This window comes from Bradyrhizobium sp. (assembly GCF_016462955.1).
In the GTDB taxonomy this organism is placed as follows: Bacteria; Pseudomonadota; Alphaproteobacteria; order Rhizobiales; family Xanthobacteraceae; genus Bradyrhizobium.
This window is the reverse complement of the sequence record NZ_JAEMSD010000134.1, coordinates 1-14,712: the sequence shown is the minus strand read 5'-3', so window position 1 is coordinate 14,712 and position 14,712 is coordinate 1. Positions and strand designations below refer to the sequence as shown.

The 14,712-nt window shown below is 65.9% G+C and carries 12 protein-coding genes; 8 read left to right on the top strand and 4 right to left on the bottom strand.

The genetic code is table 11. The annotated features are described in order from the left end of the window. Positions 1 to 212: 212 nt before the first annotated feature. Together JHD07_RS16020 and JHD07_RS16015 are read right to left on the bottom strand one after the other, a co-directional pair. Complete coding sequence (locus JHD07_RS16020) at positions 213 to 3,743, bottom strand: molybdopterin cofactor-binding domain-containing protein (protein WP_291623838.1); 3,531 nt, start codon at positions 3,741 to 3,743, stop codon at positions 213 to 215. Further along, a complete protein-coding gene (locus tag JHD07_RS16015) occupies positions 3,743 to 4,225 on the bottom strand; it encodes a (2Fe-2S)-binding protein (RefSeq protein ID WP_291623837.1) in 483 nt (160 codons plus the stop codon). The genes JHD07_RS16020 and JHD07_RS16015 overlap by 1 nt, the downstream gene beginning before the upstream one ends. 237 nt (positions 4,226 to 4,462) lie before the next feature. On the opposite strand from JHD07_RS16015, the gene JHD07_RS16010 reads away from it, so the two are divergent. The 8 genes from JHD07_RS16010 to JHD07_RS15975 all read left to right on the top strand — a co-directional run bounded on the left by JHD07_RS16010 (position 4,463) and on the right by JHD07_RS15975 (position 12,712). Next, on the top strand, positions 4,463 to 5,920 hold the full coding sequence (locus tag JHD07_RS16010; protein ID WP_291623836.1) for a 6-hydroxynicotinate reductase: 1,458 nt from the start codon (positions 4,463 to 4,465) through the stop codon (positions 5,918 to 5,920). Further along, positions 5,917 to 6,813 carry a UPF0280 family protein gene (locus JHD07_RS16005; protein WP_291623835.1) on the top strand — a complete coding sequence of 299 codons (897 nt, stop codon included), beginning with the start codon at positions 5,917 to 5,919 and terminating at the stop codon, positions 6,811 to 6,813. The genes JHD07_RS16010 and JHD07_RS16005 overlap by 4 nt, the downstream gene beginning before the upstream one ends. 15 nt (positions 6,814 to 6,828) lie before the next feature. Further along, positions 6,829 to 7,413, top strand: coding sequence for an amino acid synthesis family protein (locus JHD07_RS16000; protein ID WP_197965868.1), 585 nt, complete (start codon positions 6,829 to 6,831; stop codon positions 7,411 to 7,413). 80 nt (positions 7,414 to 7,493) lie between these two features. Next, complete coding sequence (locus JHD07_RS15995) at positions 7,494 to 8,696, top strand: ABC transporter substrate-binding protein (RefSeq protein WP_291623834.1); 1,203 nt, start codon at positions 7,494 to 7,496, stop codon at positions 8,694 to 8,696. Between the two features lie 151 nt (positions 8,697 to 8,847). Beyond that, positions 8,848 to 10,737, top strand: coding sequence for an ABC transporter permease (locus JHD07_RS15990; RefSeq protein WP_291623833.1), 1,890 nt, complete (start codon positions 8,848 to 8,850; stop codon positions 10,735 to 10,737). After that, positions 10,734 to 11,525: an ABC transporter ATP-binding protein gene (locus JHD07_RS15985; protein ID WP_291623832.1), complete on the top strand. Its 792-nt coding sequence runs from the start codon at positions 10,734 to 10,736 to the stop codon at positions 11,523 to 11,525. Before JHD07_RS15990 ends, JHD07_RS15985 begins: the two co-directional genes overlap by 4 nt. Continuing rightward, positions 11,522 to 12,226 carry an ABC transporter ATP-binding protein gene (locus tag JHD07_RS15980; protein WP_291623831.1) on the top strand — a complete coding sequence of 235 codons (705 nt, stop codon included), beginning with the start codon at positions 11,522 to 11,524 and terminating at the stop codon, positions 12,224 to 12,226. Before JHD07_RS15985 ends, JHD07_RS15980 begins: the two co-directional genes overlap by 4 nt. Positions 12,227 to 12,244: 18 nt before the next feature. Continuing rightward, positions 12,245 to 12,712: a MarR family transcriptional regulator gene (locus JHD07_RS15975; RefSeq protein ID WP_291623830.1), complete on the top strand. Its 468-nt coding sequence runs from the start codon at positions 12,245 to 12,247 to the stop codon at positions 12,710 to 12,712. 15 nt (positions 12,713 to 12,727) lie between these two features. On the opposite strand, the gene JHD07_RS15970 is transcribed toward JHD07_RS15975, so the two are convergent. Continuing rightward, complete coding sequence (locus tag JHD07_RS15970) at positions 12,728 to 13,417, bottom strand: hypothetical protein (protein WP_366864596.1); 690 nt, start codon at positions 13,415 to 13,417, stop codon at positions 12,728 to 12,730. Between the two features lie 130 nt (positions 13,418 to 13,547). Next, on the bottom strand, positions 13,548 to 14,712 hold a 1,165-nt coding region (locus tag JHD07_RS15965), incomplete at its 5' end, for an amidohydrolase family protein (RefSeq protein WP_291623828.1).

Here is a 14,712-nt window from a genome sequence, read left to right as displayed (position 1 = left end):
AGGATGAGATTGGGTTGAATCAAGCCGCCGCGGGCTCGGTGCACCTCTCCCGCTTGCGGGAGAGGTCGGCGCAACGCGCCGGGGGTGAGGGTTCTCTCCTCTAGGGGAGTGTCCCGCTGTGTGGAGAAACCCTCTCCCCAACCCTCCCCCGCAAGCGGGGGAGGGAGCGGACCTTCCGTGTCGCGGCAAATGAAACCTAATCTCATCAGGCTCTAGTGCGCGGACGCCCGTACCCTTGCTATCGTCTCGCGCACGCCGGTCCAGGCCGGCTTGCCAGGTGCGAACTGCCAGCGCAGGAAGCTGACGAGCTCCTCGATCTGCGCGTCGCTCATGCTATTCCCAAACGCGGGCATGTAGCCGAGGTCGCTGGAGACGGGATCGGTGATGCCGTGCAGGATCACCTGCACGAGATTGTCCGCCTTCATGCTGTGAATGTTGCTGTTGAGCGCGAGCGAAGGCCGGCTGCCGAACAGCGGCAGGCCGCCGACCTCGTGGCAGACGGCGCAGGCGCCCTGATAGAGGCGCGCGCCCGCGGAGGAGGCGACCGTCACTTGCGTTGCGCTTTCGAGCCTGGCGGCGAGCGCATCCTGCGCCTGTTGGTCGATTGCGGCGTCATTGAACGAGTTGAGATAGACCGCCATCGCTCGGATGTCCTGATCGGGCAGAGCCTTGAGGTCGCGAACGATTGGTGCCATCGGGCCGGCCGCGACCCCGTGATAACGCGAATGGCCGGTGCGCAGGTAGGCATAGAGCTCATCCTCGCTCCACAGGATCGGGGCGTGCGAGAGCGAGGTCAACGCCGGCGCTTCCCAGCCCTCTGCGAAGCCCCCGGCAAGATAGGCATTGCGCTGCTCGGCGCCGAACGCGTTGCGTGGCGAATGGCAGCCGCTGCAATGGCCGAGGCTTTCGACCAGATAGGCGCCGCGATTCCATTGCTCGGATTTTGCAGGGTCGGGCTTGAACTCCTTCGTGTCGTGGAACAGCGCATTCCAGCCCGCGAGCAGCGGGCGCAGGTTGAACGGGAAGGCGAGTGCGTTCGCCGGCGTGCTCGCGTGCACAGCGGGCTGGGCCATCAGGTAGGCGTAGAGCGCCTGCATGTCCGCGTCGCTGGTCTTTGCAAAATGCGTGTAGGGAAAAGCGGGATAGAGTTGCCGTCCGTCGCGATGCAAGCCATCGCGCATCGCGCGCTCGAAGGCGGGATAGGACCAGGCGCCGATCCCGCTCTCGACGTCGGGCGTGATGTTGGTTGCGTAGATCGTGCCGAACGGTGTTTCCAAGGCGCGGCCGCCGGCATTTCGTGCGCCGCCGGTTTTAGTGTGGCACTCCGCGCAATTGCCGAGCGCAGCGAGCTGCTCGCCGCGGGCGATGGCCGCCGCGGAATAGACCGACGCATCGGGCCGGGTGATCGGCGCGATGGCACGGCCAGGAAGAAGCGCGGCGCCAATGCCGATGGCAGCTGTGCAGACGGCTGCAATCGTCGCAAATATGCCGGTTCGTTTCGCGAATGGATTCGCCCAGACGGGAGACGGCCGTGGGGCGGCGGGCGCGGGCAGGGCTTGCGGCACGGGCGATGTCTCGCCGTGCAGCCCCTTCAAGATGCGTTCCGGCGTGAACGGCGGCTCACGAAAGCGCACGCCGGTGGCATCGAAGATCGCATTGGCGATCGCCGCCGCGCTCGGCACCGACGCGGATTCGCCGACGCCGAGCGGCGGCTGGTCCGGCCGCGGCAGCATCAAGACATCGATCTTGGGCACATCGGGGAAGGGAATGATGGGATAGGCGCCCCATTCGCGCGCCGCCACCGCCCCGCGCTCGAACGAGACTTCCTCCATCAGCGCGCGGCTGGTGGACTGGATGACGTTGCCGTGGATCTGGTGGCGCACGCCGTCCGGGTTGATCATCAGGCCGGAATCCTGCCCGGCCACGACGCGGGTGACGCTGACGTCGCCGGTGGTCGTGTTCACCGCGACCTCGGTGACCCAGGCCGACCACGCCGCGCCGTAGCCGGGAAACTTGCTGTGGACATAGAGCGCATAGGCAAAGCCGCGGCCGCGCACGACCTCGCCGTCCTTCTCCTCACGCACGGGGCGAGGTTTCCACCCCGCACGTTCGGCGACCGCGTTGACGAGATCGACGGCGCGCGGGTCTTTCAGATAACGCAGGCGATACTCGATGGGGTCGATGCCGGCCTCAGTTGCAGCCTCGTCGATGTAGGATTCGTGCGCAAAAGTGTTCGGCAACGCCGAGACGCCGCGGAACCAGGAGGCGCGCACGATCGGCGCCATGTCATGGGCGACGACGCGCATGTGGTCGTAGTCGTAGGGCGGGATCGCGGTGCGGTCGCCCATCTGCAGCACGGCCGGCTCGGGCGAGATCCGTCCCGTCAGCAGCAGCGCCAGCGTCGGAGCGGCGTTCGAGGGATAGCGCGTGGCGAGGTCGTAGGCGGCGATGCCGCCGTCGGCATCGAGGCCGCCATTGACGTCGATGAGCTGCGCAGTGCCCTTGGGTTCCCAGGCATGCTCCTGCTCGCGCGTCAGCTGCACGCGGACGGGGCGGCCGACGGCGCGCGACAGCAGCAGCGCATCGGCAGTGACGTCGTCGGCGCAGTTGCGGCCGTAGCAGCCCGCGGCCTCCAGCCGGATCACCTCAATCTCGCTCTCGGGGCGCTCGATCAGCAGCGCGAGATCGCTGCGTAGTACGTGCGGGTTCTGCGTGCCTGACCAGACCCGGATATAGTCGTCCTGGACGTCGGCAACGGCGCAGGATGGGCCGATCGAGGCGTGCATCTGATATGGCCAGACGTAAGTGCGCTGCATCGGCTTGGCCGCGCCGGCGATGGCCGCATCGACGTTGCCCTTGTCGATCAGGGTGCGCGGCGTCGATGGATTGGCACGCAGCGCAGTCTCGACGTCGGCGAGGTCGGTAAGATTAGGCATCGGCTTCCAGCTCAGCTCGAGCTTTTCAGCCGCGCGGATCGCCTGCTCCTCGCGCTCGGCGACCACGCCGACAAAATCACCGATGCGCACCACCGCGATCAGGCCGGGGATGTCGCGGACCGAGGATTCGTCGATCCCTATCAGGCTGGTGCCGACGAACGGACCGGCATCGACGCCGGAATAGGGCGGGCGCACCACGCGGCCGTGCAGCATGCCCGGCACGCGGATGTCATGGACGAAGGTCAGCTCTCCCGTGGCCTTGGCCGGCAGGTCGATGCGGGGCACCGACTGGCCGACGATGGCGTAATCGCCGACGGGCTTCACAGTGACTTCATTGGCAAGCTCGAGACGGATCGTCTCGCCGCCGATCAACTCGCCGTAGCTGACGCTGCGATTGTCGTGCCCGCGCACGAGGCCGTCCTCGATCCTGAGATCGGTCTCTGGCAGTTCCAGCCGCTCGGCCGCGCGCGCGATCAGAAAGTGCCGCGCCTGTGCGGCGGCCTTTCGCAGCGGCACCGCGGTGATCTGGATGGTTTCACTCGCGATCGTCGCGCCCTGGTTCGGCACCACGGCCGTGTCGCCGAGCACGACCACGACGCGGGCAAAGGAGACGTCGAGCTCTTCGGCGACGATCTGGCCGAGCGCCGTGCGGATGCCGGTGCCGAGATCGACATGGCCGTTATAGGCGGTGACCGCCCCGTCCGCTGTGATGCGGACGAAGGTCTCGGATGTGACCTCGTCCACCGTGCGGGCGACGACGAGCGAACCCGACGGCCGTTCAGCTCCATTCGAAACTGGGGAGGCCATCAATCTGCGGCCTCGGTGAGCTGGCCCGATGCGCGCATCACCGCGCGCAGGATCTCGACATGCGTGCCGCAGCGGCAGAGATTGTAGCGTAGCGCCGCTAGTGCCTGTTGCTCGCTCGGCCGCGGATTGATCGCGAGCAGCGCCTTGGTGGTCATGATCATGCCGTTGAGACAGTAGCCGCATTGCGCGGCCTGCTCGTCGATGAAGGCCTGCTGCACGACGTCGGGCTTGTCGCGGGTGCCGAGACCTTCGAGCGTCACGATGTCGCGGCCGGCGCAGCCACTCGCGGGAATGACACAGGAGCGCGCCGCCGCGCCGTCGATCAGGACAGTACAGGTGCCGCATTCACCCAGACCGCAACCGTATTTCGGGCCGTTCAGCGCGAGCTCATTGCGAAGCACATAGAGCAGCGGCGTGTCCGGCGCCGCCGTGACGTCGTGTATCGTGCCATTCACGGTGAGGCGGATCGGTGTCTGCGTCATCCTCGTTCCCACGCCGCGTTGATCTCGCCCGCGACGATACCGTTTGTACACAAACGTGCAAGCCGCGCATCCCGCAGTGCAGCGCGATTGCCTTCTTTGTGGACAGAGCGGGTAGGCAAATGAGGTTTTATGCAGCAACGCTATCTTTTGCGCTGCACCGCCGCTTGACAGCGCCCGGGGACCACGCGCAACATCGTTCGTGTACGAATGATAACCGCAGCATCGGCCGGCTCCGACATGGTGACAGAAACGACCAGCACCGTCATCGACAAGATCCGCTGCGATGCGTGTCCGGTGATGTGCTACATCAAGCCGGGCGCGGCGGGCGCCTGCGACCGCTATGCCAACCACGACGGCAAGCTCGTCCGCGTCGATCCCCACGTGATCCTGGAGCGCACCGTCTCCCATGGCGGCAAGCTCGTCCCGTTCAGCCGCACCGAGGATTGGGACGGCAAGATTGTCCATGAGCCTTCGACATTCGTCACCGCGATCGGCGCGGGCACGACCTATCCCGACTACAAGCCGGCGCCGTTCATCGTCTCCGCTGAGGTCGACGGCGTCGACATGGTGACCGTGGTCACCGAAGGCATCTTCTCCTACTGCGGCATCAAGGTGAAGATCGATACCGACCGCTATCTCGGTCCTGAGACTGCGACGGTCCGAGCGCAGGGCGAGGCGGTCGGCCACGTCACCACCAGCGAATACGGCTCGCAGATGCTGTCGCTCGGCGGCGTGCATCATCTCACCGGCGGCTCCAAGAAGGAGGGCCGCGTCACCTGCGACACGTTGATGGACCTCGCCAATTGCAAGGCGGTGGAGCTCACCATCGACGGCGGCGCCACCGTCGTGGTGCAGGCTGGGCAGCCGCCGATCGTCAACGGCATGAAAGAAGAGCGCATGCGCGTCGGCTGCGGCTCGGCGACGATCGGCATGTTCGCCAAGCAATGGCACGGCAAGGTCGACGAGGTCGTCGTGGTCGATGACCACATCACCGGCTTGCTCTCGGAGCATCAGGCGGGCAAGCTGCTCGACATCGCCGACACCGGCATCAAGATGAAGGGCCGTCGCTCGACGCCGGGCCGCTATTTCCAGGTCGCCGATCCCGGCACGGGCTGGGGCGGCACCAACATCTCCGATCCGCTGGCGATCCTCGGTCCGTTCGATCCCAAGGAAGCCAAGCCTGGACTTTCCATGCTGATGGTCTCCACCACCGGCGAGCACTCGTCCTACTACGTGCTGGACGAGGCCCTGAAGCCGGTCGAGACCGAGATGCCTGATGACCTGAAGTTCTCGGTCGAGCGCATCCAGGAAAATTGCGAGCCGGCACTGTGCACGGTGCTGTTTATGGCGGGCGCGGGCGGCTCCTTGCGCGCCGGCGTGACCGACAACCCGGTCCGGCTGACACGCTCGGTCAAGGACGCGCTGACGCGCGTCACTAGCGGCGGCGCGCCGGTCTATGTCTGGCCCGGCGGCGGCATCACCTACATGGTCGATGTGACGCAGATGCCGTCAGGCGCGTTCGGCTATGTGCCGACCCCGGCGCTGGTGGCGCCGATCGAGTTCACCATGAAACTGTCAGACTATGCCGCGCTCGGCGGCCACATGGATTATGTGAAGCCGCTCTCCGAGGTCCAGAACGGCGACGACGTCCGCCAGCTGCCCTGGGCGAACCCGATTCCGGGGCCGCGGGCATGACCAGGCTCCCGCAAATTGCATTGCTGTCTGATGGCCGGCGGCTGCATTTGCAGGATGGTCCGATTGATCTGATCGTGGAGGCGAGGGGAGCGTCGGACGAGGTGCATGCGGCCTATGAGGCTGCGGCGCACCGGTTCACCGGCTTGCTCGACGAGCTTTGCGCGGAGCTGCCGGAACTGCGGACGGCTGCTGCGGAGCAGACGTCGCTGAAGGGTATCGTCGCGCGGCGCATGCACGCCGCGGTGGCGCCTTTTTCCGCCGATTGCTTCATCACGCCCATGGCGGCGGTGGCCGGCAGTGTGGCGGAGGAGATTCTGGACGCAATGCTGCGCGCTGCGACGTTCGATCGCGCCTACGTAAACAATGGTGGCGACATCGCGCTTCATCTCGGCCGCGGCGAGCATTTCGCGGTCGGGCTGATGGACCGGCCCGACCGCGACGGCATGATGCGGACGATGCGGATCGATGCGGATGATCCGGTGCGCGGCATTGCCACCAGCGGTCGTCACGGCCGCAGCTTTTCGCTCGGGATCGCCGACGCGGTGACGGTGTTGGCCGCCACGGCTTCACAAGCCGACGCCGCGGCGACCGTGATCGCCAATGCCGTCGATCTACCCGGGCATCCCTCCGTCATCCGCAAGCCCGCGAACGAGCTTCAGCCCGACAGCGATCTCGGCGCACATCTTGTCACCCGGCATGTCGGCGAGCTGTCTCACGATGAGGTCGCTGCCGCCCTCGGATCTGGCGCGGAATGTGCACGGCACTTATTCGATCGCGGACTGATCGAGGGTGCCGTGTTGCAGCTTTGTGGTGATATGCTTGTCATCGGGGCCAAGGATATAGAAGAGCAACGACCGCGTCCGCTGATAATCGAGAACGCGGTCGATGCCTGAGCAGGGAAGCGAAACATGAGCGCGATCATCCGCAAGATCGTCACGGTCGTCGAAGAGACGCAGATGGAAATGGGCCGGCAGGTGTCTCCGCCGACGCGGCGTGCGGCTGCCATCGCCGTCATCGAGAATCCCTTTGCCGGAAAATACGTCGAGGATCTTTCGCCACTGATCGCGATCGGCGAGGAGCTTGGCGAGCTCTTGTCGAAGCGCGCGGTGGCGGCGCTCGGCATCGACGGCGCCAAGGCGCAGAGCTACGGCAAGGCCGCCGCCGTCGGCGAGAATGGCGAGCTGGAGCATGCCGCCGCCATCCTCCACCCCAAGATGGGGGCGCCGGTGCGCAAGGTTCTGACCAAGGGTGCGGCGTTGATCCCGTCCTCGAAGAAGCGCAGCGGTCCCGGCACGACGCTCGACATTCCGCTGGGGCACAAGGACGCAGCCTTCGTCCGCAGCCATTTCGACGGGATGGAGGTACAGATCAACGACGCGCCGCGCGCCAACGAGATCATGGTCGCGGTCGCCGTCACCGACAGCGGCCGTCCGCTGCCGCGCGTCGGCGGGCTGACGGTCGCGGAGATCAAGGGCGAAGACGGTCTGAGATAGGGTTTGAACCGGGGAGGCGGGCATAGCTTCCCCGACACGATTACGCTGAAGACGTAGAGAGTTCAAAACTGGAGGTTGGGATGCGAGCGAGAAACTATTTTGTGGGCGCGGCCTTCGCGCTTATGGCGGGCGGCATGGCCCATTCGGCCGTGGCGCAGGACATCAAGATCGGCGAGATCAACAGCTACTCGCTGCTGCCGGCCTTCACCGAACCCTATCGCAAGGGCTGGCAGCTCGCGGTCGAGGAGGTCAACGCGGCCGGCGGCATCAACGGCAAGAAGCTCGTCGTCATCTCCAAGGACGACGGCGGCAAGCCGGCGGATGCGCAGACTGCGGCCAACGAGCTGGTGTCGAGCGAGGGCGTCGCGATGCTCGCGGGCACGTTCCTCTCCAACATCGGTCTTGCGGTCTCTGACTTCGCCAACCAGAAGAAGGTGTTCTTCCTCGCGGCCGAGCCGCTGACGGACGCCATCACCTGGTCCAAGGGCAACAAGTACACCTTCCGCCTGCGCCCCTCCAACTACATGCAGGCGGCGATGCTGGTGGAGGCCGCCGCCAAGCTGCCTGCCAAGCGCTGGGCGACGATCGCGCCGAACTACGAATACGGCCAGTCGGCGGTCGCGGTGTTCAAGAAGCTGATGTCGGAGAAGCGCCCGGACATCCAGTGGGTCGACGAGCAATGGCCGCCGCAGGGCAAGATCGACGCCGGCCCGGTGGTGCAGGCGGTTGCCGCCGCCAATCCGGAAGCGATCCTCAACGTCACCTTCGGCGCCGATCTCGTCAAGCTCGTGCGCGAGGGCAATACCCGCGGCCTGTTCAAGGGACGCGAGGTGGTCTCGTTCCTGACCGGCGAGCCGGAATATCTCGACCCGCTCAAGGACGAGACGCCCGAGGGCTGGATCGTCACCGGCTATCCTTGGTACTCGATCAAGACGCCCGAGCACGACGCGTTCCTGAAGGCTTACCAGGCCAAGTACAACGACTATCCGCGCCTCGGCTCGATCGTGGGCTACCAGACCATCAAGGCGGCGGCGGCGATCCTCGCCAAAGCCGGCTCGACCGATCCGGAGAAGCTGATCGCAGCGGCCGAGGGGATCTCGATGCCGTCGCCGTTCGGCGAGATCACCTTCCGCAAGATCGATCATCAGTCGACGCTCGGTGCCTATGTCGGCAAGACCGCGCTGAAGGACGGCAAGGGCGTGATGGTGGATTCGTCCTACAAGAAGGGCGCGGACTACCTGCCCAGCGACGCCGAAGTCGCGAAGCTGCGCCCGAAGGATTGATGTAACGAGAAACCGGGGCCTCCATGGTTCGAGACGCGCGGCGTCGCCGCGCTCCTCACCATGAGGGTCCCGGACCTCATCCTGAGGAGGCGCAGAGCGCCGTCTCGAAGGATGAAGCCCAGCACTGAGATCCAACCAACCCGGAACGCCGATGGCCTTTTACGTCGTACAGTTTCTGACCGGTCTCGCCAGCGCAGCGTCGCTGTTCCTGGTGGCCTCGGGCCTGTCGATCATCTTCGGCGTGACCCGGATCGTCAATTTCGCGCACGGCGCCTTCTACATGATCGGCGCCTACATCGCCTTTACGCTCACCGAGCGGCTTTCGGGTGCGTTTGGGTTCTGGGGCAGCATCGTGCTGGCGGCGCTCGCGGTGGCCGTCATCGGCGTCATCGTCGAGATGGTGCTGCTGCGCCGCATCTATCATGCGCCGGAATTGTTCCAGCTGCTCGCGACCTTCGGCCTGACCTTGATGGTCGAGGATCTCGTCGTGCTGATCTGGGGCCCCGACGACCTCGTCGGCCGCCGCGCGCCGGGCTTCAGGGGCGCCATCGATTTCTTCGGGCAGAACATTCCGAGCTACGACCTGTTCCTGATCGTGCTCGGTCCCGTCGTGCTCGGCATTCTCTGGCTGCTGTTCCAGCGCACGCGCTGGGGCGTGCTCGTGCGCGCCGCGACGCAGGACCGCGACATGGTCGCAGCGCTCGGCGTCAACCAAAAGTGGCTGTTCACATCGGTTTTTGCGGTCGGTGTCTTCCTGGCCGCGCTCGGCGGTGCGCTTCAGATCCCGCGCGATGCCGTGCACCACGCCATGGACCTGCGCATCATCGTCGAGGTCTTCGTCGTGGTCGTGATCGGAGGCCTCGGCAGCATCACCGGTGCCTTCGTCGCCGCCGTGCTGGTTTCCGAACTCAATGCCTTCGGCATCCTGATCTTTCCGAAGATCTCCATCATCCTGGTTTTCCTCGTCATGGCGGTGGTGCTGATCGTTCGTCCCTGGGGCCTGTTCGGCAAGCCGGAGGCGGCCGCGCGCAAGACGCCGGGCCTGACGGTCAATCCCTGGCGGCCGTTGACGTCAAACGAGCGGCTGATGGCGCTTGCGGCGCTCGCCGTCGCAGCCTCGCTGCCGCTGTTCGCCGGCAATTACCTGCTGACCGTCGGCTCGGAGATCGCGATCTTCGTCATCTTCGCGGTCAGCCTGCACTTCCTGATGTCGGTCGGCGGGCTCGCCTCGTTCGGCCACGCCGCCTATTTCGGCCTCGGCGCCTACGGCGTCGCATTCCTGGCCAAGATGGCGGGGCTGCCGATGATCGTGTGCCTGCTGCTGGGTCCGCTGCTCGGCTGCATGGGGGCCGCCGTGTTCGGCTTCTTCGCGGTGCAGCTCTCCGGCGTCTATTTCGCGATGCTGACGCTCGCCTTCGCGCAGATCGTCTGGTCGATCGCTTTCCAGTGGGTGAGCGTAACAGGCGGCGACAACGGCATATTGGGGATCTGGCCGGAAAAATGGGCGGCCAGTCCGTCGCATTTCTACTGGCTCTCTCTCGGTGTCGCCGCGCTGGTGACGATCGCGCTACGCATGATGGTGTTCTCCCCGTTCGGCTACGCGCTGCGGGCCACCCGCGATTCGCTGCTGCGCAGTGAAGCCGTCGGCATCAATGCAAAGCGGATACAGTGGACCGCCTTCGTGATCGCCGGCACGACCGCAGGCATCGGCGGCGCGCTGTTCGCCTATCTCAAGGGCAGCGTGTTCCCCGACAATCTCGGCATCTCGCTCTCGGTCGACGCGCTGGTCATGGTGCTGCTCGGCGGCGTCGAGACGGTGTCGGGCGCGGTGATCGGCGCCATCGTCTACAAGGCCCTGAACATCTGGCTGGTCAGCCAGACCGACCTCTCGAAGCTCGTGCTCGGAGGCTTCATCATGCTGATCGTCGTGGTCTTCCCCAAGGGCATCGTCGGCATGCTCGAGATGCTGGCGCAGCGCCGCCGGAAGTCCTCGCCGCCGGGATCTCCCTTGCTTGCCAAGCCGATCGAGTCTGCCGAATGAGCGCCATGCCCCCACTTCTCGCGGTCGAAGGCCTGACCAAATCCTATGGCGGCATCCATGCCGTGCGCGGCGTCTCGTTCTCCCTGCGCGCGGGCGAGATCCTGGCGCTGATCGGCCCGAACGGTGCGGGAAAGAGCACCTGCTTCGACATGCTCAACGGGCAGAACAAGCCTGATAGCGGCCATGTCCGCCTGCTCGGCGAAGAGATTACGGGGCGGAAGCCGCGCGAGGTCTGGCGGCTCGGCGTCGGCCGCACGTTCCAGATCACTGCGACCTTCGCCACCATGACTGTCCGCGAGAACGTGCAGGTCGCGCTGATCTCGCACGGCAAGCAGCTGTTCAATCCGTTCGGCTCGGCGCCGAAGTTCGACCGCGGCGAGGCCGGCCGCTTGCTCGAACTGGTCGGCATGGGCGGCTATGCCGACCGTCCCTGCGGCGAGCTCGCCTATGGCGACCTCAAGCGGCTCGAGCTTGCGGTCGCGCTTGCCAACCAGCCGAAGCTGCTCCTGATGGACGAGCCGACCGCCGGCATGGCCCCGCGCGAGCGCGTCGACCTGATGCGGCTGACCGCGAGCATCGCGCGGGAGAAATCGATCGGCGTGCTCTTCACCGAGCACGACATGGACGTGGTGTTCGAGCATGCCGACCGCATCCTCGTGCTCAACCGCGGGACGTTGATCGCGGAGGGCTCGCCGGCGGAAGTGCGCGGCAATGCGCAGGTGCAGGCGGTGTATCTCGGCGAGGGCCTCGTCTACGATGCCCGCCACCGCGAGGGAGCCTCCACATGAAGCTCACGGTGCAGGACCTCAACAGCCACTATGGCCCAGCGCATATCCTGTTCGACATCGGCTTCGAGGTCGGTGAGGGCGAGGTCGTGGCGTTGCTGGGGCGCAACGGCGCGGGCAAGTCGACCACGTTCCGCTCGATCGTCGGCCTCGTCGCGCAGCGCACCGGCCGCATCACGTTCGAAGGCAAGGATGTCTCGGCCAAGCCGACGCATGAGATCGTGCGCGATGGCCTCGGCTATGTGCCGGAGGAGCGGCGCATCTTCACGGATCTGACCGTGGAGGAGAATCTCGAGGTCGGCCGCCAGCCCAAGCGGCCGAACGCGCCGCACTGGACGCGCGAAAAGCTGTTCGCGCTGTTTCCGAATCTTGGCGAGATGAAGAACCGGCCGGGCGGCCGCATGAGCGGCGGCGAGCAGCAGATGCTGACCATCGCGCGCACGCTGATGGGCAATCCCTCTCTGGTGCTGCTGGACGAGCCATCGGAGGGCCTGTCGCCGAAGATCGTGGAGCAGATGGTCGACGCCATCCTGACCATGAAGAAGGAAGGCGTCAGCATCGTCGTTTCCGAGCAGAACCTGCATTTCGCGCGGCTGATTTCGGACCGTGCGTACATCATCGAGCGCGGCCGGATCTGCTTCGGCGGCACCATGGCCGAGCTCGACGCGCGTCCGGATATCCGCGACGCGCATCTGTCGTTGTAAGGGAAGGGCTGCGAACGGATGGCGAGAAGCGTTGCGGCCAAGAAGAGCGCCAAACCGGCCAAATCGTTACAGAAACCCCCTTACGTGCTCGACGAGCAGGTCGGCTTCATCCTGCGCCAGGTCTGGCAGCGCCACAGCTCGATCTTCTCCCGCGATATCGGCACCAACCTGACGCCGACACAATGGGCGGCGTTGTCGAAACTGGCCGAGACCGGCCCATGCTCGCAGAACCAGCTCGGACGCCTGACGGCGATGGACGTCGCCACCATCAAGGGCGTAATCGACCGTCTCACCGCGCGCGGCCTGACCGAGACGAGCCAGGATCCAGAGGACGGACGGCGGCTTCTGGTGAGCCTGACCCGCGCCGGTCAGCAGCTCGCCGAGAAGCTGGCCCCGAACGCGCTTGCGATCACCCGCGAGACGCTGGCGCCGCTCGACGCGAAGGAGCGCGAGACGCTGATGGCGCTGTTGAACAAGCTGCGGTAGCGAAACGACGGGAAATCAGGTTTTGCCCGGCCATTTGGCGCGGTAGCGAATTTCGCTGCCGTCTGCGAGCCTTCGCCAGGTCCCGAACTCCGGCGTGTGCGGGGCGCGGGCCGTCAAATTAATCGGAAAGATTCGGCTCGGCTGGCCCTCGATGTTGACGGCGAGTTGCCGACGCGAGGTTCGAAACGCGAGCTCGACCTCGCCGACGATGACGGCCTGGTCGCCATCGCGATAGAAGGCGGCCGGGTTCACTTCGCCCGGCATGGTGTTGAGGTCGGTTTGCAATTCGATGGTGATTCCCTGCTCTGATGCCGGCACCGTCAGCCCCGCCGGAAAACGGACCTCGAATACGAGAAGAGGATTTGCCGCGTTCGGATTGAGCCACGGCGTCGCGGTCGCGTAGGCGTAAACAAGGTAAGTGACGACAGCTGCGACACAGAAGAGGGCGACGATAGCAAGGGACTTCAGGCTGTTGCGCGCGACGCTTCCGTTGCCTGCGTCCCTGCCTGGACGCATCACCAGCCAGCTGGCGAGCACCGCGCCGGAGATCGCGCCGACCGGGGCGTATACGAACAGGCCCAGCAGGCCCGATGTGATCGGATCTGCCCGGTTGCCGAAATCGACCAGCGAGAGCAGCACAAAAGTAGCGATATAGCCTGCCACCGCGCCGGCAACGCCGACGGCTATCCGTGACGAGTTTTTCATTTCCGCCTCGATGGTCCAGCAATGCACTGCCGCCGCCGAGGGCTGCCTGCGTTAGACGCAGCAAGCCGCAGTCTTGTTCAACGCCTTCGCGGGAAGATGCTGAGCGCGGAGCCGCTGCGCTCCGGCCGCCTCACTTCGCCACCACCTCCGGCACCTTGCCGGCCGGCGGGGTGTTGCGGCTGCGCTGGGTGCGCACGATGCCGTCGATGATGGTCATGCCGATGCCGGGGAGGTCGCCGAGCTGGACGCTCTCCAGGATGTTCTTGCCCGGCGAGTGCTGGGCCTTGTCCATGAGGACGAAGTCGGCGGATCGACCGACCTCGATCAGGCCGCAATCGAGCTGCCGCATCCGCGCGGTGTTGCCGGTGGCGAGGCAGAAAGCGAGCTCGGCCGGCAGGTCGCCGAGCGAGGACAGCATCGAGACCATGCGCAGGATGCCGAGCGGCTGCACGCCGGAGCCGGCGGGCGCGTCGGTGCCGAGGATGACGCGGTGCAGGTCGCCCATCTCGCGCGCGGTGCGCAGCGTGAACAGCGCGGAACGCTCGTTGCCGTTGTGCACCAGCTCGAGGCCGCGCTTGCAGCCCTCGCAGATGCAGCGGATCTGGTCGTCGGGCAGGGCGGTGTGGCCGCCATTGATGTGACCGACCACGTCGGTGTCGGCCTCCAGCACCACGTCCTTGTCGATCAGGCCGGAGCCGGGGATCGAAGGGCCGCCGGTGTGGATGGTGCTCTGGATGCCGTATTTGCGCGCCCAGCCGACCATCTTCCGCGCGGTCGGGCCGTCCTTGACGCCGCCGAGGCCGACTTCACCGAGCAGCTTGACGCCGTTGGCGGCCATCTCCTTGAAATCCTCCTCGACCATCTCGCATTCGATCACCGGCGCGCCGGCGTGAACTTTCACGCCGCCCGGACGCAAGGTCCAGAACGCGCGCTGGGCGAACACCGCCATGGCCTTGAGGCCTACGACGTCGCGGGGACGGCCGGGCATGTGCACCTCGCCGGCGGAGATCATGGTGGTGACACCGCCATGGAGATAGCTGTCGATCCAGTTGATCTGGTTCTGCCGCGGCGTCCAGTCGCCCGCCACAGGGTGGACATGGCTGTCGATCAGCCCGGGCGCCACCGTGGTGCCGTTGGCGTCGACGATGGTGGTGGCGCCTTCGATGTCGAGGTCCTTGAAGCGGCCGATCGCGGTGATCTTGCCGTTCTCGGCGACGATGGTGTCGCCGTCCAGGATCGGCTTTTCCAGGGCGCCGGACAGGATCAGGCCGATGTTCCGGATCACGAGCTTGGAG

Excerpts from the sequence above, each read along its gene's own strand:
- JHD07_RS15985 (WP_291623832.1), top strand. The coding sequence starts at position 10,734 with ATGAGCGCCATGCCCCCACTTCTCGCGGTCGAAGGCCTGACCAAATCC.
- JHD07_RS16015 (WP_291623837.1), bottom strand. The coding sequence starts at position 4,225 with ATGACGCAGACACCGATCCGCCTCACCGTGAATGGCACGATACACGAC.
- JHD07_RS16005 (WP_291623835.1), top strand. The coding sequence starts at position 5,917 with ATGACCAGGCTCCCGCAAATTGCATTGCTGTCTGATGGCCGGCGGCTG.
- JHD07_RS15970 (WP_366864596.1), bottom strand. The coding sequence starts at position 13,417 with ATGAAAAACTCGTCACGGATAGCCGTCGGCGTTGCCGGCGCGGTGGCA.
- JHD07_RS15975 (WP_291623830.1), top strand. The coding sequence starts at position 12,245 with ATGGCGAGAAGCGTTGCGGCCAAGAAGAGCGCCAAACCGGCCAAATCG.
- JHD07_RS15980 (WP_291623831.1), top strand. The coding sequence starts at position 11,522 with ATGAAGCTCACGGTGCAGGACCTCAACAGCCACTATGGCCCAGCGCAT.
- JHD07_RS16000 (WP_197965868.1), top strand. The coding sequence starts at position 6,829 with ATGAGCGCGATCATCCGCAAGATCGTCACGGTCGTCGAAGAGACGCAG.
- JHD07_RS16010 (WP_291623836.1), top strand. The coding sequence starts at position 4,463 with ATGGTGACAGAAACGACCAGCACCGTCATCGACAAGATCCGCTGCGAT.
- JHD07_RS15990 (WP_291623833.1), top strand. The coding sequence starts at position 8,848 with ATGGCCTTTTACGTCGTACAGTTTCTGACCGGTCTCGCCAGCGCAGCG.
- JHD07_RS16020 (WP_291623838.1), bottom strand. The coding sequence starts at position 3,743 with ATGGCCTCCCCAGTTTCGAATGGAGCTGAACGGCCGTCGGGTTCGCTC.
- JHD07_RS15995 (WP_291623834.1), top strand. The coding sequence starts at position 7,494 with ATGCGAGCGAGAAACTATTTTGTGGGCGCGGCCTTCGCGCTTATGGCG.